This window comes from Bacteroides sp. (assembly GCF_029057325.1).
In the GTDB taxonomy this organism is placed as follows: Bacteria; Bacteroidota; Bacteroidia; order Bacteroidales; family Bacteroidaceae; genus Bacteroides.
The window spans coordinates 1-21,220 of the sequence record NZ_JAICZW010000209.1 but is presented as its reverse complement, the minus strand read 5'-3'; the positions used below and the strand labels follow the sequence as shown (position 1 = coordinate 21,220).

17 protein-coding genes and 1 pseudogene are annotated in these 21,220 nt (G+C 43.6%); 15 read left to right on the top strand and 3 right to left on the bottom strand.

Annotated elements, in window-relative coordinates:
• Both K2G43_RS13480 and K2G43_RS13475 read left to right on the top strand, forming a co-directional pair.
• A pseudogene (locus K2G43_RS13480) lies at positions 1–282 on the top strand (UDP-GlcNAc--UDP-phosphate GlcNAc-1-phosphate transferase); the annotation flags it as partial.
• Positions 283–462: 180 nt separating this feature from the next.
• Positions 463–1,320, top strand: a complete 858-nt coding sequence (locus K2G43_RS13475) for an Rpn family recombination-promoting nuclease/putative transposase (protein WP_300156121.1) — start codon at positions 463–465, stop codon at positions 1,318–1,320.
• Positions 1,321–1,372: 52 nt separating this feature from the next.
• Here K2G43_RS13475 and rlmH read toward each other — a convergent pair whose 3' ends face one another.
• Positions 1,373–1,846, bottom strand: coding sequence for a 23S rRNA (pseudouridine(1915)-N(3))-methyltransferase RlmH (gene rlmH, locus K2G43_RS13470; RefSeq protein ID WP_297643291.1), 474 nt, complete (start codon positions 1,844–1,846; stop codon positions 1,373–1,375).
• A gap of 223 nt (positions 1,847–2,069) precedes the next feature.
• Here rlmH and K2G43_RS13465 point away from each other — a divergent pair, with 223 nt between their 5' ends.
• The 7 genes from K2G43_RS13465 (at position 2,070) to K2G43_RS13435 (ending at position 7,142) form a co-directional block, all read left to right on the top strand.
• A complete protein-coding gene (locus K2G43_RS13465) occupies positions 2,070–2,462 on the top strand; it encodes a DUF4783 domain-containing protein (protein ID WP_297643292.1) in 393 nt (130 codons plus the stop codon).
• Complete coding sequence (nadC, locus tag K2G43_RS13460) at positions 2,455–3,303, top strand: carboxylating nicotinate-nucleotide diphosphorylase (RefSeq protein WP_300156116.1); 849 nt, start codon at positions 2,455–2,457, stop codon at positions 3,301–3,303. Before K2G43_RS13465 ends, nadC begins: the two co-directional genes overlap by 8 nt.
• A gap of 100 nt (positions 3,304–3,403) precedes the next feature.
• Complete coding sequence (locus K2G43_RS13455) at positions 3,404–4,114, top strand: hypothetical protein (RefSeq protein ID WP_297643295.1); 711 nt, start codon at positions 3,404–3,406, stop codon at positions 4,112–4,114.
• A gap of 78 nt (positions 4,115–4,192) precedes the next feature.
• The gene (locus K2G43_RS13450; RefSeq protein WP_300156113.1) at positions 4,193–4,789 is read left to right on the top strand and encodes a sigma-70 family RNA polymerase sigma factor; all 597 of its coding nucleotides are present in this window, start codon (positions 4,193–4,195) and stop codon (positions 4,787–4,789) included.
• Positions 4,789–5,886 (top strand): outer membrane beta-barrel protein, encoded by a 1,098-nt coding sequence (locus K2G43_RS13445; RefSeq protein ID WP_297643306.1) that lies wholly within the window; start codon positions 4,789–4,791, stop codon positions 5,884–5,886. Before K2G43_RS13450 ends, K2G43_RS13445 begins: the two co-directional genes overlap by 1 nt.
• 94 nt (positions 5,887–5,980) lie before the next feature.
• Entirely contained in the window at positions 5,981–6,520 is a 540-nt protein-coding gene (locus tag K2G43_RS13440; RefSeq protein WP_297643299.1) for a DUF4943 family protein, read from the top strand.
• Between the two features lie 94 nt (positions 6,521–6,614).
• On the top strand, positions 6,615–7,142 hold the full coding sequence (locus K2G43_RS13435; protein WP_297643300.1) for a DUF4858 domain-containing protein: 528 nt from the start codon (positions 6,615–6,617) through the stop codon (positions 7,140–7,142).
• A 109-nt stretch (positions 7,143–7,251) separates the two neighbouring features.
• On the opposite strand, the gene ald is transcribed toward K2G43_RS13435, so the two are convergent.
• Positions 7,252–8,376 carry an alanine dehydrogenase gene (gene ald / locus K2G43_RS13430; protein ID WP_300156108.1) on the bottom strand — a complete coding sequence of 375 codons (1,125 nt, stop codon included), beginning with the start codon at positions 8,374–8,376 and terminating at the stop codon, positions 7,252–7,254.
• Positions 8,377–8,550: 174 nt separating this feature from the next.
• Between ald and K2G43_RS13425 the strand changes: the two genes are divergently transcribed.
• From K2G43_RS13425 to K2G43_RS13415, 3 genes are all read left to right on the top strand, one after another.
• Positions 8,551–10,221 carry a M23 family metallopeptidase gene (locus tag K2G43_RS13425; RefSeq protein ID WP_300156105.1) on the top strand — a complete coding sequence of 557 codons (1,671 nt, stop codon included), beginning with the start codon at positions 8,551–8,553 and terminating at the stop codon, positions 10,219–10,221.
• A gap of 500 nt (positions 10,222–10,721) precedes the next feature.
• Positions 10,722–12,365, top strand: a complete 1,644-nt coding sequence (locus tag K2G43_RS13420) for a C69 family dipeptidase (RefSeq protein ID WP_300156103.1) — start codon at positions 10,722–10,724, stop codon at positions 12,363–12,365.
• A 79-nt stretch (positions 12,366–12,444) separates the two neighbouring features.
• Positions 12,445–14,187 carry a phospho-sugar mutase gene (locus tag K2G43_RS13415; RefSeq protein WP_300156100.1) on the top strand — a complete coding sequence of 581 codons (1,743 nt, stop codon included), beginning with the start codon at positions 12,445–12,447 and terminating at the stop codon, positions 14,185–14,187.
• Between the two features lie 77 nt (positions 14,188–14,264).
• Here the strand turns inward: K2G43_RS13415 and nudC are convergent, their stop codons facing one another.
• Positions 14,265–15,071, bottom strand: coding sequence for an NAD(+) diphosphatase (nudC, locus tag K2G43_RS13410; RefSeq protein ID WP_300156097.1), 807 nt, complete (start codon positions 15,069–15,071; stop codon positions 14,265–14,267).
• A gap of 347 nt (positions 15,072–15,418) precedes the next feature.
• On the opposite strand from nudC, the gene cas9 reads away from it, so the two are divergent.
• From cas9 to cas2, 3 genes are all read left to right on the top strand, one after another.
• On the top strand, positions 15,419–19,723 hold the full coding sequence (cas9, locus tag K2G43_RS13405) for a type II CRISPR RNA-guided endonuclease Cas9 (RefSeq protein ID WP_300156093.1): 4,305 nt from the start codon (positions 15,419–15,421) through the stop codon (positions 19,721–19,723).
• Positions 19,724–19,839: 116 nt separating this feature from the next.
• Entirely contained in the window at positions 19,840–20,769 is a 930-nt protein-coding gene (gene cas1, locus K2G43_RS13400; RefSeq protein ID WP_300156090.1) for a type II CRISPR-associated endonuclease Cas1, read from the top strand.
• A complete protein-coding gene (gene cas2 / locus K2G43_RS13395; RefSeq protein ID WP_300156124.1) occupies positions 20,769–21,101 on the top strand; it encodes a CRISPR-associated endonuclease Cas2 in 333 nt (110 codons plus the stop codon). The genes cas1 and cas2 overlap by 1 nt, the downstream gene beginning before the upstream one ends.
• The last annotated feature ends 119 nt before the right edge of the window (positions 21,102–21,220 follow it).

Here is a 21,220-nt window from a genome sequence, read left to right as displayed (position 1 = left end):
TATGGGGTGGACAGTGTGCTGACCATCATCCACCGCTTGATGCTGCACGAGAATATCGGCTTGCCGCACCGGAAGCACCTGTATCAGATTATGGCGAACGAGCTGAAAGTGCCACATGTGGCGGTCTCTGCTGTCTATATGGTGGTGCAGGCTGTTGTAAATGCAGGTTATGTGGCGTGTCAGGAAGCCGGGTATGGGTATCTGGCAGGCACGGTGGTATTACTCAGCCTGGTGTATGTCTGCTTCATGAAGAGGTATTTCCGGCTGCATCAGGCTAAATAGTCTCGGCTCGGTTAGGGTGAAGCCCTGCTTTGGGAAAGATTTAGAGAGGACTCCTTGGCATCAAGGGGTCCTCTCTTTTTATTACTTCTATGGGTCTGAATTGAAAATATAGGTCTGAAAGTTTGTTTGTTGGGATAATAAGGGTATCTTTGTGGAAAACTATAAAGAAGAGTGACTATAATGGGAAGATTCATCAATCCGTTTACCGATTACGGATTTAAGAAAATATTCGGTCAGGAAATATCAAAGGACTTATTGATAGATTTCTTAAATGATTTGTTAGAAGGTGAACGGGTGATTGTTGATTTATCTTTTCTGAATAACGAACAACTTCCCGAATGGGAGGATGCCCGTGCGTTGATATACGACATTTATTGTACAACGGATACGGGCGAGAAAATTTTGGTGGAAATGCAGAATAAGTCACAGGCCTTCTTCAAAGAACGTGCATTGTTTTACTTATCGCATGCAGTGGCACGTCAAGGACAGAAAGGTGACATCTGGAAGTTTGACATAAAAGCGGTATATGGGGTGTTTTTTATGAACTTCTTGTTGAAGGATGAGATGAAGTTCCGTACAGATGTCATTCTTGCTGACCGTGATACAGGAGAATTGTTCTGTGACAAAATGCGGCAGATATTTCTTGCACTGCCGGTATTCAAGAAAGAAGAGAGTGAATGTGAAACAGATTTTGAGCGTTGGATATATACATTGAAGAATATGGAAACATTGCAACGGATGCCTTTTAAGGCGCGTAAAGCCGTATTTGAAAAACTGGAGGAAATTGCCGATGTGGCTTCTTTGAATGAAGAGGAACACGAACTCTATTGGAAAAGCATCAATGCTTATCGGACTTATTTGTGTGTGCAGGAAGCATCGAAAGAAGAAGGTCGTGAAGAAGGTCGTAAAGAAGGTCGTGAAGAAGGTCGTGAAGAAAAAGCTTATGCCATAGCCCGGACGATGAAGTCGGACAATATACCTTTAGAGATGATTGCTAAATATACAGGTCTGTCTATAGAAGCTATAACTGCTTTGTGAAAATGAGACAAATTGTGGAACGCAATGTGAAGATTGTTTGTAGCCTGCTTCATCATTCGTGATGATACGGCCCTCCATTCAGTATGTTCATCGCCCTGTAAAGTTGTTCCACGAAGATGAGACGCACCATCTGGTGCGAGAAGGTCATGCGAGACAGAGACATTTTTTCGTGGGCGGTTTCATATACCTTTGGTGAGAACCCGTAGGGGCCACCGATAATAAAGACCAACCGTTTGTTGACGGTATTCATTTTGCGCTTCATATAGTCTGCGAACTCTATGGAGCGCATTTCTTTTCCTCCTTCGTCCAGCAGTACGATGACATCGCCCGGCTGGAGCGCTTTCAGTATCAGTTCTCCTTCCTTCTCTTTCTGCAATTCCCTTGAGAGACTTTTGGAGTTTTTCAGTTCGGGAATAACTTCCATTTCAAAAGAAAGGTAACGTCGGGTGCGCTGCACATAGTCGTTGATGGCAGTGATAAAGTGTTGTTCTACGGTGCGTCCTACGACGAGCAGGGTCGTTTTCATATTGTTTTTTGTTTGGTTTTGTTTGAATTCGGGCACAAATTTAGTGTTTTTTTATTGTAATTTGCGACAAATGCTTACCTTTGTCCGTGGTATAGGGAGTTATAAGGAGTTATCGGGAGTTATCAGCCAACAAGTTGGCTTAGGGAAAAGTCGATAGTTCTTTACTTATTGAGGTGTTGGCTTCTAACTCTCGATAACTCCTGCAAACAAAAAACTTGTGACAATGAAAAAAAAGGTAATCTTTTTGATGACAGGTCTTTTCGTTTGGGCGACGGTGCTGATGGCACAAGGCGTTCCCGAAGGGGTGGTTGGTGCCTTCAAGAAAGGGAACTCTCAGGAACTTAACAAGTATCTGGGTGATAAGGTCGATTTGGTTATTCTGAACCAATCGAAGTCTGCCGACAAAGGGAAAACGAATGAGGCGATGGCTACGTTCTTTTCCAACCATAAAGTCAGCGACTTTTGTGTGAACCATCAGGGCAAGCGGGATGAATCCAGTTTCATTGTCGGTACTTTGATGACTGCGAATGGAAACTTTCGGGTGAATTGTTTCTTTAGAAAAGTACAGAACAAATATGTCATACATCAAATAAGAATAGATAAAACAAATGAATAAGGAAGAAGAATTGATTGACAGACTGATAGATCTGTCTTTTGCAGAAGATATAGGGGATGGAGACCATACCACCCTTTCGTGTATTCCTGCTACGGCAATGGGTAAGTCGAAACTTTTGATTAAAGAGGCGGGTATCCTTGCGGGCATTGAGATAGCCAAAGAGGTGTTCCGTCGTTTCGACCCGACGATGAAGGTGGAGGTGTTCATCAATGATGGCGCGGAAGTAAAACCGGGCGATGTGGCCATGGTTGTGGAAGGAAAGGTGCAGTCGCTGTTGCAGACGGAGCGGTTGATGCTGAACATCATGCAGCGCATGAGCGGTATAGCCACCATGACCCGCAAATATGCCGAACGGCTGAAAGGTACGAATACCCGTGTGCTTGACACCCGTAAAACTACTCCGGGTATGCGCATCCTTGAGAAGATGGCGGTGAAAATAGGCGGTGGCGTAAATCATCGCATCGGTCTGTTCGATATGATTTTGTTGAAAGACAATCATGTGGACTTTGCCGGAGGTATCGAAAAGGCGATAACCCGTGCCAAGGAATATTGTAAGGAGAAAGATAAGGACCTTAAGATAGAAATTGAGGTGCGCAACTTCGACGAGTTGCAGCAGGTACTTGACTTGGGGGGCGTGGATCGCATCATGTTCGACAACTTCAGTCCTGAGATGACGAAGAAAGCCGTTGAGTTGGTAGGTGGCCGCTATGAGACGGAATCTTCCGGCGGTATCACCTTCGATACGCTTCGCGACTATGCCGAATGCGGTGTGGATTTTATTTCAGTAGGAGCCTTGACCCACTCCGTGAAAGGGCTGGATATGAGCTTCAAGGCATGTTGACGAGAAAAGAAAGCTGATTGTAAAAGACTTTTGGGAAGCCTCTCATAAATGCAGCATGATTATGGCGGGATTTATGAGGGGCTTTTTAATATATAGGTATATGGAGAAGAGGTTTTGGATGAGGGCGAAAACGGTTGTCAAGGGTTGGCGTATGGGCGATTATTTACGACAGCTAAGCATTGTGGTAGTCGGTATCGTCATTTCTTTCTGGGGGAGCGACTTGATTACTGACCATGTGCATCAGAAGGAGGTCAGAAGTACAATGCAGCTTGTCATTGAAGAGTTGAGGCGTAACAGGGATGAATTGAAGATGTATAAGCAATGTATAACAGTGGATATTCGTTTCAGCTGTTTGCTTACCAAGTGCAACTTGGATTTGGATAAAATTCCACAGGACACTCTTGTACGTTATGACGGATTTTCTTCTAATTTATTCAGTTTGTCCAATCGTACAGACGCGCTGGATGTTATGAAAGGTTCCTCGCTGATGCAATACATTCCCGATAAGCTTCTGTTACAAAACGTGCTGCAAGTTTATTATGACTTGAAAGAGTTGACGGCAAATACGGATATATACTATAAGTACAAGCAGAATCTGATAATGGTTCCCGCATTGAATGCGGCTCCGGATGAAAAAGGGAAAGCTTTTGTGGATTGGAATGTACGAGATCGTCTTTCCTATTTGTTACGGCAGCAGGGAGTAAATAATTTTGTGTGTGCCATTGAGTACATGATGAACTGGAATATGATAGATGTATTGATTGTGGAGATGGAAGAGTTGATAGGTGCCTTGGAAAAGAAATACCGATAGGATGAGACTTTTTTTGTTTGAAGAATTTCTCTTATGATTTAACTTCTTTTTAGAATAAATCCGGCAGCATTTTCAATCATGCTGCGTCTAACTAACAAACGACGCAAAGAGGCGTCCGTAAAACGAGTACTGACATTGGAAAACGAGATAGAACTGGTTGAGGGCTGCCGGGCAGGAAAGGAATCCGCCCGGAAGGAATTATACACTCTCTACTCCAAACAGATGCTAGCGGTGTGCTACCGCTATACGGGCGATGTCGATGCGGCGTATGACGTATTGCACGATGGTTTCATCAAAATCTTCACCCATTTCACCTTTCGGGGAGAATGTGCGTTGGGCACTTGGGTGACAAGGGTAATGGTGACACAGGCTATAGACTACTTGCGGAGGAGGCAACGTTTCAGCCAGCTGGTGGTGAATGAGGAGCGGTTGCCCGACATCCCCGATGAAACGGGTATTGCCGAAACCGGAAACTGCATTCCCGAAGAGGTGCTGATGGCGTTTGTGGCCGAATTGCCCGACGGATGTCGTACGGTCTTCAACTTGTACGTCTTTGAGGAAAAGTCGCACAAGGAGATCGCTGAGATGCTCCACATCAAGGAGCATTCGTCCACCTCGCAGTTGCATCGTGCCAAAAGTTTATTGGCGAAAAGAATTAAAGAGTATATTAAATGATGAGAGAAAAAGATGAAATAACCGATTTGTTCCGTAATCGTCTTTCCGGTGCAGAGATGCCGGTACGGGATGATTTTTGGGAAACGTTGCAACACGACTTGTGTCTGGAGGAAACAGGACACCGGAAGTGGCTGCTTTCGCCCAAATACTATCGGGTGGCTGCTGCTGCATCGGTGGCCTTTGTGTTAGGAGCGGCTTCCGCAGCTTTCTGGTGCTTCTCTCCCAAAGAAGAGATAAAGGAGGCGTTTACGCAAGTGGCGGCGTTGACACCCGAAGGGAGCCTGAACGGAGACATCGTACAGGAGAATTTTCCTTCCATTCATTCGGCAAATCCCATGGTGAACAAGCCCGGAATCAAACAACCTACGACCGGTACGCCGGCAGGACCGGTTGCTGATGCGGAGGACGAGGAGTCAGTTTCCCTTCATGTTTCCATCACCATTACACAAAGAGTCTATGGGCAGAACCGTTTGTCTGGGAATAGCTACTTCGGCAATCAACATCCCGCACAAGGGGGAATGTATAAGGCAAGTGCCGCCAAAGCAACCGATGATTCGGAAACAAATACCTCGAAGTCTGGCGTTGAAAAAGATGCAACTGCCGATTCGAGAAAAAACTTGAAGTCTCGTAATTGGGCGGTAAAAGCCGCTATCGGCACTTCTTTGTCTCAAAGCGGTTTTGATATGCCGTTCACAGCAGGGATTACGGTGGAGCGTCGGCTGAACAAGGCTTTGGCTTTGGAAACAGGGCTGCAGTATAATTGTTTGCCTGCTGACTATACATTGCATACGTTGGCGATTCCCGTAAAACTGAATGCACGGCTTGCAGGTTCCTCTAAGGTTGATTTCTATGCAATATTGGGAGGTGCCGTTGAGAAATGTATTGCGGGAGCATCCGACAATAGCTTTAAGGCAGAGCCGTTGCAACTCTCTTTGGCTGCCGGGGTGGGAGTTCGTTATAAGATGAACGATCGTTTTGCCCTGTTTGCCGAACCGTCCGTTTCCCACCATTTCGATACGGATTCAAAGACCGGAACCTTGCGTACAGAGCGTCCCGTGAATCTGAACCTATTATGTGGGGTGCGAATGACTTATTAAGTTGAAAAAGGGAAGCGGAAAATTGAACAGAAAATAGAAAAACAACGTTGATACTGAAAGCTGATTTATTGAAATCTAAAATCTGAAATCTGAAATGAAAAATTTTATCTATATATATATGCACGTATTGTTGTTCGTGCTTTTTACGTTTTCGTTCGCTTCTTGTACAGAAGGGACTTTGGATTATGAACATCCCGATGTGGATTTGTTCATCAAGCAATTGAAGACGGGAAAATATAATGCTCAAAGCCCCGATGGGCTGAATAATATGCCGAAATTTACAGTTGACGACATTGAATTGTTGCTGAAATACGCCGAAGACTTGGATGTGATTCCCGCTTTCCCGTTGGCTCCTGTTTCTTATTCGGCAGGTGGAAAACTCCGGTTGGGTGAATGTGTTTTGTGGACAGTCGAGACTATCCGTTTGGGATACAATGCCTCCATGGGATGCAAAATGGTGCATGCGGATGCTGAGAATTATGAGGGCATCTATTTCCTTTCAGACGATGAAGTGCTGGATGCAGCCTCGCGCTATCGGCGTTGGTGGGAAGGACGGAAATTTCCACGAACAATGTGGACCATTGATCCTTGCTACGATGAGCCACTCTGTGGCAGTGGGTATATGTGGTGGTAGCCTCTCTCCCTCTCCCCGTAGGGAGGGGAGAAGAGAATGATTGAGGAGTTAGAGGGCGATATTCTACGAAATTATAATTCTGAAATCTGAAATCGTGAATCGTTTTGTGTTTATATATGGGTTGCTGTGTGCGGTAGCCTTTCCCGTTTGTGCCCAAAATTGGACACCGCAGGACTCTCTGAAATTGCAACGGTTGCTGCAGGGAGAAGGGGAGATGAAGGTGAACCCGCATGCGTTGAAAGAGCTCCAAATGAATATGTTGGGGACTCCGAAGGCATCGGCGGATAGGCCGTGGATGGATTTTGACACCTCCTTGCCGAAGGAGCCGAAAAAGACTGTCAGGCTCACCTTGCATCCCTATACAGCCAATACCAAATACAATTGGGATCCGGTTTATCAGAAAAAGATTAAAGTCGAAAAGGATACCTGGCGAGGTGATCCGTTTTATGCGCTCAAGCAAGTTCCCGTATATAAGGGGAAGGCCGGCGGCTACGATTTGATGACAATTTTTACCCGTGAATTTTGGGATGTAAAGGGGCGTAAACGCCGGGTACGTACTTTGAAAGAACTGAAAATGTATGGTGACTCGATAACGGTGCAGACGAAAAACATCATTCCGTGATTTTGTTATCATGAATTATGCGTGATGGCGATGTGTTGAAATAGAAATGTTAGGCACGGAGATTTTAGAATTCCGTGCCTAAAAGATTGGGATTCACCTTGTTGAAAAATCATTTTTTATACCAAGAGAAACTTTCTAAAGGTTCATACTTCAGTCCGAACACGTCCGCTACAGCTTTGTAAGTAACCTTACCTTCTACTACGTTTACTCCCAAGGCTAATGCCGGGTCGTCTTTGCATGCCTGTTTCCAGCCTTTGCTTGCCAGAGCAACGGTGTAGGGCAGGGTAGCGTTGGTCAGTGCCATGGTGGAGGTGAATGGCACGGCACCGGGAATATTGGCAACGGCGTAGTGTACGATGCCATCTATGATGTAAGTAGGGTCGCTGTGGGTGGTTGGGTGGGAAGTCTCAAAACAGCCTCCTTGGTCGATGGCCACATCCACAAGGACGGTGCCTGGCTTCATCAGTTTCAGCATATCGCGGGTGATGAGGTGCGGTGCCTTGTCGCCGGGTATAAGGACGGAACCGATGACGAGATCGATGTTGGGTAGTTCCATCCGGATGTTATGGGTGGAGGAGTAGAGGGTTTTTACGTTTTTGGGCATAACCTCGCTGAGGTAGCGCAGGCGGGGTAGGTTGATGTCGGTAATCAGCACTTCGGCCCCCATTCCGGCGGCTATTTGTGCGGCATTGGTTCCTACGATGCCGCCGCCGAGAACCAGTACACGTGCAGGACGTACACCTGTCACGCTACCCATCAGTTTGCCTTTGCCTCCTTGGGGCTTCTCAAGGTAGCGTGCACCCACTTGGGAAGCCATACGGCCTGCCACTTCACTCATAGGGGTGAGCAGCGGAAGTGAGTGATCTGCCTTTTCTACCGTTTCGTAGGCGATACAGATGGCACCGCTTGCTATCATGGCATCGGTCAGTTCTTTATCGGCTGCGAAGTGAAAATAGGTAAACACCACTTGTCCTTTCTTAATCAGTTTGTACTCCGGCGCAATCGGCTCTTTCACTTTGACTATCATGTCGGCTATGGCATAAGTCTCTTCGATGGTGGGCAACGTCTTTGCGCCTACGGCGATGTAGTCTTCATCGGAGAAACCGCTGTTTGCGCCTGCTGTAGCCTGTACATACACTGTATGACCTCGTTTCACCAGTTCGGCTACTCCGGCAGGGGTCATTCCTACACGGTTCTCGTTGTTCTTGATTTCTTTAGGTACTCCGATAATCATAACCTTCAGAATTTAGGGGGTTAAACATAGCGCAAGATAGTGAAATTTCGTTTTCGATGTTATCAGGAAGCAGGTGTTTAAAAACAGAAAACGGGCGGTCTGGTGACAAAATATGGGGTATTCTTGTTATCTTTGCTGCATTAAAAACAGTTTTTTAGATAGGTTTTACGAAAGATGAAATATACCGTACTACTTCTTTTCTTATTTTTGGCCGGCGGTTCGCAAAACGGGCGGGCGCAGCAAACATCCGAAATACAACAAGTCTCGTTTATCCCGCCTTTTGATTTCCCTATCGTCTTTTCCGGTAATTTTGGCGAATTGCGTGCCAATCATTTTCACGGTGGGTTGGATTTCAAGACCGGTGGCACTATCGGTAAACCGGTACGTGCTTTGGCGGATGGATATGTTTCGCGTATTCGCGTCACCCATGGATCGGGCTACGTGCTCGATGTGGTCTATCAGAACGGCTATACCACTATTAACCGTCATCTGAGTGCTTTTGTCGGCGAAATAGCAAAACGGGTTGAAAAACTTCAGTATGAAAAAGAGAGCTGGGAAGTGGAGATTGTTCCCGAACCGGGCGAATATCCGGTAAAGGCAGGGCAAGTAATGGCGTTGAGCGGGAATACGGGCTATTCTTTCGGCCCTCACCTGCATTTGGATATGATTGAAACGGAGACGGACGAATATGTGGATCCGCTTCCTTTCTTTGCCGGACGAGTGAAGGATACGACAGCTCCACGTGCTGAAGGCATCATGTTGTTTCCGCAGCTCGGAAAGGGGGTGGTGGATGGCGGGCAGAAAAACAAAAGTTTCCCGCTGAATCCTGCAAAGCCTATTACTGCCTGGGGAATTATCGGAGCGGGCATCCGTGCCTACGATTATATGGACGGGGTGCATAATAAATATGGTGTGAAAACGGTGGTACTGGAGGTGGATGGCAAGAAGGTGTTCCGCAGCGATGTCAGCCGATTTGCGTATGAGGAGAACCGTTACATCAATTCGTGGACACACGGGCAATATATGAAATCGTTTATTGAGCCGGGCAACCGCTTGCGTATGCTTTGTGCCTCCAATGGTAACCGGGGACTGATTACTATTGATGAAGAACGTCCTTATCGGTTTGTCTATACGTTGAGTGATGCGTTGGGCAATACATCTTGTGTGCGTTTCACGGTGCAAGGGAAAAAGTCGGATATCCGTCCGGTGGAACATCGGGAGAAGTACGTGTTTAAATGGGACAGGGTGAACTATCTTCAGGAGCCAGGATTGGAACTGGTGGTTCCCGGTGGCATGTTATATAAGGATGCCCTGCTGGACTATGCCGTCCGTGCTGATAGTGGTGACATTGCTTTCACTTATCAGTTGAACGACACCCGCATCCCGCTACATGGGACTTGCGAGCTGCGCATCGGTTTGCGTCGTTGTCCGGTGGAGGATATGACGAAATACTATGTGGCAGGGATCAATGCTCGTGGCGGAAAATACTATGTCGGAGGCTCGTACGAAGAGGGCTTTATGAAAGTTGGCATTCGCGAGTTGGGCACCTATACAGTGGCCGTTGATACGGTTCCTCCGGTATTGACTCCGGTGAATCAGGTGCAATGGGGACACACGGAGCGCATTGTGTTCAAGGCTAAAGACAAGGAAACCGGCATCTGTACGTATAGGGGGACCATTGACGGGAAATATGCCTTGTTTGGAAAACCTAACGCCATCAGTGGTGACCTGGTTTGCGAACTTGATCCGAAACGGGTGAAGAAGGGAAGCAGGCACGTGGTGGAGATGACCGTGACCGACAGGTGCGGAAATCGGACTACCGAACAATTTGAATTTGTGTGGTGAGAGGGACAGTGAAATGGAGAAGCTGAAAATGCAAAGCTTTGATGTGACCGGTTCGAATATACAGAAGATAGCACGATTCTTAACCTGTTGGCGGGATTAAATCCGCAAGGAAATAACTTCTGCTATTTCTCCTATATTTCCCGGTTTGACAGACACTTGCCTCTGTCGTCTCAAACACTTGTGTCTGTCAGCTTGAACACAAGTGTTTGTCACGCTGAACACAAATGTCTGATAATCCATTTTTTATCATCTGATAATCAGTGTATTAAATGATGTCAGGAAGCGGATCTGCAAATTAATTCCGCCAACGGGTAAGAATATTTGTGCAATACAGAAAAATGCGGCTTATTGTGATTTTTTTCGCTATATTTGTACCGCTCTATAGCCGGAAGTCAAAAGAGGGATTCGGGAATTGTCGTCGGCCAATGCTTTTGTGTGGGCTGAATAGTCTTTCTTAGTTGATAGAACAATTTTTAATCATTAATAAATAATAGAGAAGTATGAAAAGTAAAAGACTGATTCTTTCTGCATGGTTGGCAGTAGTGGCGGTGATAAATGCGCTGGCCTGTACCAATCTGATAGTGGGCAAGAATGCCTCTGCGGATGGTTCTACCATCGTTTCTTATTCCGCCGATTCTTATGGACTCTTCGGCGAGTTATACCATTATCCTGCGGGGATGCATAAGAAAGGCACTTTGATTGACATTCACGAATGGGATACCGGTAAGTATCTGGGGCAGATCGAACAGGCTCGCCAGACCTATAATGTCATCGGCAATATGAACGAGTTCCAGCTCACCATTGGTGAAACCACGTTTGGCGGACGTCCCGAATTGGTGGATACGACCGGAATCATTGATTATGGAAGTTTGATTTACATTGGTTTGCAACGCTCACGCACCGCCCGTGAAGCCATCAAGGTGATGACAGAATTGGTGCAGGAGTATGGCTACTACAGCAGTGGCGAATCTTTCACCATTGCCGACCCGAATGAAATCTGGATTATGGAGATGATAGGCAAAGGACCCGGTGTACGTGGGGCCGTATGGGTGGCAGTTCGTGTGCCCGATGATTGCATTTCCGCGCACGCCAACCAAAGCCGTATTCATCAGTTTAATATGAATGACAAGGAGAATTGTATGTTCTCGCCAGACGTTGTCTCTTTTGCTCGTGAGAAGGGGTATTTCTCCGGGATGAACAAGGACTTCAGTTTTGCCAACGCCTATGCTCCGCTTGATTTTGGTGCACGTCGCTATTGCGAAGCCCGCGTATGGAGCTATTTCAATATGTTTACCGACCGTGGCAATGAATTTTTACCTTATATAACAGGTGAGACAGATACTCCAATGCCTCTGTTTGTGAAGCCTAACCGCAAGATTTCCGTACAGGATGTGAAGAATGCGATGCGCGACCACTATGAAGGTACGCCGCTTGACATCAGTAAGGATTTCGGTGCAGGTCCGTACCATACTCCGTATCGTCTTTCGCCTCTCTCCTTCAAAGTAGGTGGGCAGGAGTATTTCAACGAGCGTCCTATCTCTACCCAACAATCCGGATTTGTGTTCGTGGCTCAGATGCGTTCTTCCATGCCCGATGCCATCGGCGGTGTACTTTGGTTTGGTACGGACGATGCCAATATGACTGTGTTCACGCCGGTGTATTGTTGTACGGATAAGGTGCCCGAATGCTACACCCGTGTGGATGGTGCTGACTATATTACTTTCTCCTGGAAGTCTGCTTTCTGGATATACAACTGGGTGGCCAACATGGTTTATCCACGCTATGACCTGATGATGGGGGATGTGCGTGCTACGCAGACGGAATTGGAAACCACGTTCAATTATGCGCAGGAAGGTGTTGAGGCGGCAGCTGCCAGATTGTTGGAGAAAGATCCTGTTCAGGCAAAGGCTTTCCTTACTAATTATACCAATCAAGTTGCGCAGAGCACTTTGGATACTTGGAAGCGTCTTGGGGAGTTTTTGGTTGTGAAGTATAATGATGGGGTAGTGAAGCGTATGAAGGACGGCAAGTTCGAGCGAAATTCCATTGGACAGCCGGCAGGTGTTATTCGTCCGGGTTATCCGAAGGAATTTTTGGAGGAATATGTAAAACATACAGGGGACAGATATAAAATGCCTGAATAAAATTAGGATATTTGAACAGGATCTCCTACATTTGTGAATTAACAAGGATTTCAAATAACCTTTAAAATAATAATAGTTTATGGAAAATCAGGAACTGATTAAGCAGGTCACTGAGAAAGCCGAAAAATGGCTTACCCCGGCATACGATGCCGAAACTCAGGCTGAAGTGAAACGCATGTTGGAAAATCCCGATAAGACGGAGCTGATAGACAGCTTTTATAAGGATTTGGAATTTGGAACGGGCGGATTGCGCGGTATAATGGGTGTTGGTTCAAATCGTATGAATATCTATACGGTGGGGGCCGCTACGCAAGGTCTGGCAAATTATCTGAACAAATGCTTTGCCGGTATGGACCAGATTTCTGTAGTAGTGGGTTACGACTGCCGTAACAATAGTGACAAGTTCGCTAAAATCTCCGCTGACATTTTCTCTGCAAATGGCATTAAGGTATATCTGTTCGATGCGTTGCGTCCTACGCCTGAAGTATCGTTCGCTATTCGTCATTTGGGTTGCCAAAGCGGTATCAACATCACGGCAAGCCACAACCCGCGGGAGTATAATGGTTACAAGGCTTATTGGGACGATGGCGCGCAGGTACTTGCTCCACATGATACAGCTATCATTGATGAGGTGAACAAGGTTACGGTAGATGACATCAAGTTTAAAGGAAACGATGAATTGATTCAGATTATCGGTAAGGAAGTGGATGATGTCTATTTGGATATGGTTCACAGCATTTCTATTGACCCCGAAGTCATCAAGCGGCAAAAGGATTTGAGCATTGTATATACACCGCTTCACGGTGCCGGTCGTGTGCTGATTCCCGATTCTTTGAGATTGTGGGGTTTTGAGAATGTGAACTGCGTGCCCGAACAGATGGTGAAGGACGGTAACTTTCCGACAGTGGTTTCTCCGAATCCGGAAAACGCAGAGGCACTTTCCATGGCCATCGCATTGGCGAAGAAGATTGATGCCGACATCGTGATGGCAAGTGATCCGGATGCCGACCGTGTGGGCATGGCTTGCAAGGATGATAAGGGTGAATGGGTGCTGATTAACGGTAATCAGACAGCTTTGATTTTCTTGTACTATATCATCAAGAACCGCATCGCTACCGGTAAGATGCAGCCCAATGATTTCATTGTGAAGACTATCGTGACTACTGAACTTATCAAGGCTGTTGCCGATAAGAATAAGATTGAAATGCGTGATTGCTACACCGGCTTCAAGTGGATTGCCCGTGAAATCCGTTTGAGCGAGGGCAAGCAGCAATACATCGGTGGTGGTGAAGAGAGCTACGGTTTCCTTGCCGAAGACTTTGTCCGTGATAAAGATGCTGTTTCCGCTTGCTCATTGCTGGCTGAAATCTGTGCTTGGGCAAAAGATCAGGGCAAGACGTTGTATGACATTGTGATGGAAATTTACGTGGAATATGGTTTCTCTAAGGAGACTACTGTGAATGTGGTGAAGCCCGGTAAGAGCGGTGCCGAGGAAATCAAGGCTATGATGGATAATTTCCGTGCGAATCCGCCGAAGAAAATCGGAAGCTCGGCTGTTTCTTTGATTAAGGATTATAAGACATTGGAACAGACGGATGCCGCTGGGCAAGTGAGCAAGATTGAAATGCCGGAGACATCAAATGTTCTTCAGTATTTCACAGAAGATGGTACGAAGATTTCTGTTCGTCCTTCCGGTACGGAACCGAAGATTAAGTTCTATATTGAGGTGAAGGGTGAAATGGGCTGTCCGAAGTGCTATGCCAGTGCCGATGCCGCCGCTGCAGAGAAAGTGGAGGCAGTACGCCAATCATTGGGAATCTGATAGATTGATAGTGTAAGGAATAATGAGAGGTGCACTCCAGAAAAGGGAGATGCACCTCTTTTTTTGTCGCCTTGTCTTTAGTTGTTTTCCAACCACCAGTCTATCAATTTTCGGGCAATACTCAGTTTTTGAGGAATCTCCGGCAAATTGTCTTTATGATAAAAGGCAGCGGATGTTAGCTCGTCTTCTTGTAGTTTTATCTCTCCACTTTCATAATCGGCAATGAAGCCAACCATCAGCCCACTGGGGTAGGGCCACGGCTGACTGCTGAAATAGCGGATGTTCTTCACTTTTAGTCCGGTCTCTTCCATTACCTCACGTGCTACGCACTCTTCCAATGTTTCGCCTGCCTCAAGGAATCCGGCTACCAATCCGTGGAATGTGCCTCGGAAATTGCGGGCGTGTACCAACAGAATATCTTCCCCTTTTCTTATCAGCACGATGATGGCTGTGGAGATGGGCGGATATATTTCGTTGCCGCATTGGGGACATTTCTTCATAATGGGTGCCTGCTGTGTTGTAGGGGTGCCACATACGGGGCAGAAGCGGCTATGTTCATCCCAATAGAGTATCTGGTATGCTTTTCCGGCAGCACGATATTCGTTGATGGAGATATATTCGTAGGAGGCACGTAGCCCAATCATGATCTGTGTCTCAGATTCTTCAGCCGAATGGTTGAGGGAAAAAGCGCATATCTGTTCACCGTTGACAAGTAATACTTCGTGTATAGGGTGTCCTGTTTCAGGTTTTATCGGTGGTTCTGTACCGGTGGGGATGACATATTTTATTCTACCTTGTTCCGTATATTCTTTTTTCAGTAGCAGTTGGTCTTTGAAGAAGATGAACCACTGCCTATTCGGCTTTATAGTTGTTTTCTTTTCCATTTTTTATTCGGGTTTGTTTCTGTTGAATAAAAAAATCCCCCGTTAAGGACGAGGGAACCTAATGTTTTCACAACGGAATAATCCTTATTGTGATTTGCTTCATTTTAGTGTTGCAAATATAGGGAATAAAAATAAAAAATGATAGATTTAAGGATTTTTTCTATGTAAAATCAATCGTTTCGTTAACTTTTTACGATGGAAAATTGTGATATCTTGCTGTTTTATTTGTAAGATCAACATTTTTTTATATCTTGCCGCTTTATTTTCAGGGAATTTACTTGATAGATTTTTATTGTCATCAAGATAGATGTGTAAATTCGCTGATAGGTTTAACTTTAATTGCTATTATGAAAAGAGTATTAGGACTAGATTTAGGTTGTAGCAGCATTGGTTGGGCATTGGTAAATGAGGCCGAGAATGTTGACGAGGAGTCTTCTATTATAAAATTGGGTGTGAGAGTGAATCCATTGACAGTGGATGAATTACAGAATTTTGAAAAAGGAAAAAGTATTACCACAAATGCATATAGAACTCTTAAAAGAAGTATGCGCAGGAATTTACAACGCTATAAATTGCGTCGTGAGGCACTTGTCGAATTACTTAAGGAATGCGGATTTATTACAGATAAAACTTTGCTTTCCGAACACGGCAATAGGACTACTTTTGAAACATATCGTTTAAGAGCAAAAGCTGCTGTGGAAGAAATTTCATTAGAAGAATTTGCACGAGTGCTGTTGATGATTAATAAAAAGCGGGGTTATAAAAGTAATCGGAAAGTCAAGGGGACCGAAGATGGGGTTTTGATTGATGGTATGGAGGTCGCTAAGAAACTTTATGAAGAGAATCTGACTCCTGGAGAACTTTGTTTGCAAATACTTGAATCAGGGAAGAAAGTACTTCCGGATTTTTATCGCTCTGATTTGCAGGATGAATTGGAGAAAATCTGGGCTTTTCAGAAACAGTTTAATCCAGATTTGTTTTGTGATGCCGCAAAAGAAGAGATAAAGGGTAAAAACAGAAACCAAACTTGGGCAGTTCTATCAAAGTATTTCGCATGGTCAGAGAAAGAAATAGTTTGGAATGAAGCAGAGGCGAGAACGGAAGTGGTTACAAAGAAGTGCAAACTGGTTGGAATTAAACGGAATGTCAAAGGATTTGAATTGAAACTAGAGAATTATCGTTGGCGGGTGCAAGCGCTTTCGGAACAAATTGATTTGGAGAGATTAGCCATTGTATTACAAGAAATCAATGGACAGATAAGTACTTCCAGTGGCTATTTGGGAGCCATTAGCGATCGTAGCAAGCAGTTGTATTTCAATCGTCAGACCGTAGGGCAATATCTAATGTCTGAATTGGACAAGAATCCTAATATGAGTTTACGTAATAAAGTGTTTTATCGACAAGATTATTTGGATGAGTTTGACAGGATATGGGAAAAACAGGCTGAATATCATAAGGAGTTGACGGGAGAGTTGAAGAAAGAGATTTGTGATATCATTATATTTTATCAGCGTCAATTGAAAAGTCAAAAAGGATTGATCGGTTTCTGTGAATTTGAAACCCGTGAGATTGTTGTAAAAAAGGATGACAAAGAGTTGAATAAGACTGTCGGTTGCCGAGTGATTCCGCGTTCGCATCCATTGTTTCAAGAATTCAAAATATGGCAGACATTGAATGACATAGAAGTGTTTGTTGGGGATAAGCCTGGCAAACGCAAAAAGTTTGATAACTCTCCTACTCTGTTTTCTGGTATGGAAGATGCATTGTATGCGGCAGGAAGACGCCCTTTGTTTCAGGAGGAAAAAGAAATACTTGCCAAAGAACTCTCTTTGAAAGAGACTATGAAAAAGGCAGAGGTGCTGAAATTGTTGTTTGCGGATTCTCAAAATCTGGATATGAATTTTAAGCAAATTGATGGTAATCATACAGGATTTGCCTTTTTCTCTGCTTTTAGTCGTATGATTGAGAAGTATGGTTATGAGCCGATAGATTTTAAGATGCCGGCAAATGAGATTTTGGAGAAGCTAAGACTAATATTCTCTGATTTAGGATGGAATATGGAAGTCCTTTCTATTGATTTGGATAAAGATAATAAAGAGCTTGAAAAACAACCTTATTTCAGACTTTGGCATTTGTTGTATTCTTTTGAAGGGGATAACACTCCATCCGGAGAAGGAAAACTGATTGAAAGAATCATGCAACTCTGCAATGTAGAGAAGGAATATGCAGTGGAATTTGCTCGCGTGTCTTTACAGGAGGATTATGGAAGACTGAGTGCAAAGGCAATCAAGAAGATACTACCTTACCTGAAAGATGGTAACCAATATGACCTTGCGTGCGAATATGCAGGTTATCGTCATTCCAAGTCCTCGTTGACTAAAGAGGAATTGGAACATAAGGTATTGAAAGACAAATTGGAACTCCTCCCTAAGAATAGTTTGCGTAATCCTGTGGTCGAAAAGATTTTAAATCAGATGGTCAATCTGATTAATTCCATTATTGATGCTTATGGCCGTCCGGATGAAATTCGTGTGGAATTAGCTCGTGAACTAAAGAAAAATGCTAAAGAACGAGAGGAACTGATAAAATCCATAGCGCAGAGCACTCGTGAAAATGATAGAATTCGTCAAGCATTGCAAACGGAATTTGGTATGACTAATGCTAGTCGCAATGATATTATACGTTATAAACTTTATGAAGAGTTGAAAGAGAATGGGTATAAAGCTTTGTATTCTGATATGTATATTCCCAAAGAAAAACTATTCAGTAAGGAAATTGATATTGAGCATATTATTCCGCAAGCACGCCTTTTTGATGATTCATTATCCAATAAAACATTGGAGTATCGGTCCATTAATATAGAGAAAGGGAATAGGACGGCTTATGATTTTGTAAAAAGGAAATACGGAGATGATGGATTGCAGGAATATCTTAATCGTTGCGAGAGGTTGTTTAAGGATAAGAAAACAAAACTCAGGAAGTTGAAAATGGAGGAGAAGGATATTCCTGAAGGATTTATTGATCGGGATTTGCGGAATACACAATATATATCTAAGAAGGCTCTTGCCATGTTGGGTGAGATTTGTCGTAGAGTGGTGGCTACTACCGGTTCCGTCACCGATAAGCTACGTGAAGACTGGCAGCTTGTGGATGTGATGAAAGAACTGAATCTGGCTAAGTATGAAAAGATTCCTGGTGCAGTGGAAGTGTTTGAAGATAAGGATGGAAGAAAAATCAAAAAGATAAAGGGCTGGAGTAAAAGAAATGACCATCGTCACCATGCGATGGATGCTTTAACTGTGGCTTTTACAAAAGATGTATTTATCCAATATTTTAATAATAAGAATGCTTTTTGGATGTCAGGGGCTAAAGAGCATAATAATATAACCGGTATAAAGAACCGCTATTTTGAAAATGGAAAGGCGCTCGCTCCCATATCTTTGGCACGGTTTAGGGCAGAAGCAAAACATCATCTGGAAAATTTGCTGATTTCCATTAAAGCAAAGAATAAAGTGGTTACTTCTAATCTAAATCATACCAAGAAGAAAAATAGAGGTGAAAACAAGAGGTTACAACAAACGCCACGTGGACAATTACATCTTGAATACGTTTATGGTAGCCATCAGCGTTATGTTACAAAAATAGAAAAGGTGAATGCTTCTTTTGATGCTGTTAAAATAGCTACTGTCTGCAAATGTGCTTATAGGAATGCTTTGTTAAAACGTTTGGAAGCTTTTGGCAATGACCCCAGAAAGGCTTTTACCGGTAAAAATACATTGGAGAAAAATCCGCTATATCTTGGCGAAGATCAAATGAAAGTAGTTCCAGACAAAGTACAGACAGTTGTATTTGAAACGGTCTATACCATACGAAAACCTATTGACCCTGATTTGAAAATTGATAAAGTGATAGATGTGGGAATACGTAATATTCTCAAAAAACGATTGGAGGAATATGCAGGAGATGCTCAAAAAGCATTTGCTAACTTGGATGAAAATCCAATATGGTTGAATGAGTCTAAGGGGATTTCCATTAAGCGGGTTACTATTCGAGGCATCAGCAAGGCGCAATCACTGCATGAGAAGAGGGATAAAGACGGTAATCTAATTCTGGACAGAGAGGGAAGAAAAATTCCTGTGGATTTTGTAAATACTGGTAACAATCATCATGTCGCTATTTATAGAAAGCCTGTCTTAGATAAAGCAGGGCAGTTGGTGCTTGATGAAGAAGGAAATCCCAAATATGAGTTTGATGAGGTTGTGGTTCCTTTTTTTGACGCGGTGGCACGGGCAAATTTGGGACAACCCATTGTAGATAAAGATTATCGAAACAGTGAAGGATGGCAGTTCTTGTTTAGTATGAAGCAAAATGAGTATTTTGTATTTCCAAATGAGAATACGGGATTTAATCCTAAAGAAATAGACTTATTAAATCCGGAGAATTATGCGTTAATAAGTCCGAACTTATTCAGAGTACAGAAATTCTCGACGAAATATTATGTCTTTAGACATCATTTAGAAACATCTATAGAAGATAAAAAGGAGTTACAGGAAATAACGTGGAAACGAATTACTTCACTGACCAAAATTGATAGAATGGTAAAAGTTCGAGTAAATCACATTGGGCAAATAGTCTCTATAGGAGAGTATTGATGATTGTCATATAGCTGTTATACTTGTGGCTTAATAGAACTTGTTTTAAATTGGAAATATATCTAATGGTCGTTTTGGAAAGTGGATAAGCAGTAGTTATTAAAAAAACAAATACTATGATTAAGAAAACGCTTTATTTTGGAAATCCGGTTTATCTGTCTTTGAGGAATGCTCAATTGGTGATTAAATTGCCGGAGGTAGTTAAGAATGATACTTTGCCCAAGGGATTGCAACAAAAACTTGAAGTAACCAAACCGATAGAAGATATCGGAGTAGTGGTATTAGACAATAAGCAAATTACCGTTACCTCCGGAGTGTTGGAAGCTTTGCTTGAGAATAATTGTGCAGTAATTACCTGTGATGCTAAAAGTATGCCGGTTGGTTTACTGCTTCCATTGTGCGGAAATACTACACAAAACGAAAGATTCAGGCAGCAACTTGATGCTTCTTTACCTTTGATGAAGCAGCTTTGGCAGCAAACGGTAAAAGCAAAAATTGAGAATCAGGCTACGGTATTAAGCGAATGTGCTGGAGAAGAAGTGAAGTGTATGAGAATTTGGGCTACAGGCGTGAAAAGTGGCGATTCTGATAATTTAGAGGCCCGTGCTGCTGCCTATTATTGGAAGAATCTTTTCAAAATAGAAGGGTTTACAAGGGACCGGGAAGGGATTCCGCCCAACAATCTGTTGAACTACGGATATGCCATTTTGCGTGCGGTTGTAGCCCGCGGGTTGGTTGCGAGTGGGCTTTTACCGACTTTAGGAATACATCATCACAATCGATATAATGCTTATTGTTTGGCGGATGATATTATGGAACCATATCGTCCGTATGTGGATAGATTAGTATATCGTATAGTTCAAAATAGCAATAACTATACGGACTTGACAAAGGATTTGAAGGTTCAGCTATTGTCTATTCCTACGTTGGAAACAAATATTTCGGGAAAACGCAGACCATTGATGGTTGCTGTAGGGCAGACTACAGCTTCTTTGTATAAATGTTTCAGTGGGGAATTGCGTAAAATATCATATCCGGAGATATGATGGACCGGTTTAGTGAATATCGAATTATGTGGGTATTTGTACTGTTTGATTTACCGACTGAAACGAAAAAAGATAAGAAAGCCTATGTGGATTTTAAAAAGAATTTGCAGAAGGATGGCTTTACGATGTTTCAGTTCTCTATTTATGTTCGTCATTGTGCAAGTAGTGAGAATGCGGAGGTACATATAAAAAGAGTTAAATCTTTTTTGCCCGAATATGGAAGCGTAGGAATTATGTGCATAACGGATAAACAATTTGGAAATATAGAACTTTTTTATGGGAAAAAGATAGTGGATGTAAATACCCCAGGACAACAACTTGAGTTGTTTTAATAAAAAAATCTCGTTTTTATAATTCTAATTTGTACTGTATCACATTGAAAATGAATATGTAATGTGCGTTCTGCTGTTTTCAATGGTTCAAAGATACTAAAATGAAAGCAAATCACAAC

Coding starts and splice junctions, on each gene's coding strand:
- ald (WP_300156108.1), bottom strand. CDS start 8,376: ATGATTATCGGAGTACCTAAAGAAATCAAGAACAACGAGAACCGTGTA.
- K2G43_RS13415 (WP_300156100.1), top strand. CDS start 12,445: ATGGAAAATCAGGAACTGATTAAGCAGGTCACTGAGAAAGCCGAAAAA.
- K2G43_RS13465 (WP_297643292.1), top strand. CDS start 2,070: ATGAAAAAAAAGGTAATCTTTTTGATGACAGGTCTTTTCGTTTGGGCG.
- K2G43_RS13455 (WP_297643295.1), top strand. CDS start 3,404: ATGGAGAAGAGGTTTTGGATGAGGGCGAAAACGGTTGTCAAGGGTTGG.
- cas9 (WP_300156093.1), top strand. CDS start 15,419: ATGAAAAGAGTATTAGGACTAGATTTAGGTTGTAGCAGCATTGGTTGG.
- K2G43_RS13475 (WP_300156121.1), top strand. CDS start 463: ATGGGAAGATTCATCAATCCGTTTACCGATTACGGATTTAAGAAAATA.
- K2G43_RS13420 (WP_300156103.1), top strand. CDS start 10,722: ATGAAAAGTAAAAGACTGATTCTTTCTGCATGGTTGGCAGTAGTGGCG.
- nudC (WP_300156097.1), bottom strand. CDS start 15,071: ATGGAAAAGAAAACAACTATAAAGCCGAATAGGCAGTGGTTCATCTTC.
- K2G43_RS13445 (WP_297643306.1), top strand. CDS start 4,789: ATGAGAGAAAAAGATGAAATAACCGATTTGTTCCGTAATCGTCTTTCC.
- rlmH (WP_297643291.1), bottom strand. CDS start 1,846: ATGAAAACGACCCTGCTCGTCGTAGGACGCACCGTAGAACAACACTTT.
- cas1 (WP_300156090.1), top strand. CDS start 19,840: ATGATTAAGAAAACGCTTTATTTTGGAAATCCGGTTTATCTGTCTTTG.
- nadC (WP_300156116.1), top strand. CDS start 2,455: ATGAATAAGGAAGAAGAATTGATTGACAGACTGATAGATCTGTCTTTT.
- K2G43_RS13440 (WP_297643299.1), top strand. CDS start 5,981: ATGAAAAATTTTATCTATATATATATGCACGTATTGTTGTTCGTGCTT.
- K2G43_RS13425 (WP_300156105.1), top strand. CDS start 8,551: ATGAAATATACCGTACTACTTCTTTTCTTATTTTTGGCCGGCGGTTCG.
- K2G43_RS13450 (WP_300156113.1), top strand. CDS start 4,193: ATGCTGCGTCTAACTAACAAACGACGCAAAGAGGCGTCCGTAAAACGA.
- cas2 (WP_300156124.1), top strand. CDS start 20,769: ATGGACCGGTTTAGTGAATATCGAATTATGTGGGTATTTGTACTGTTT.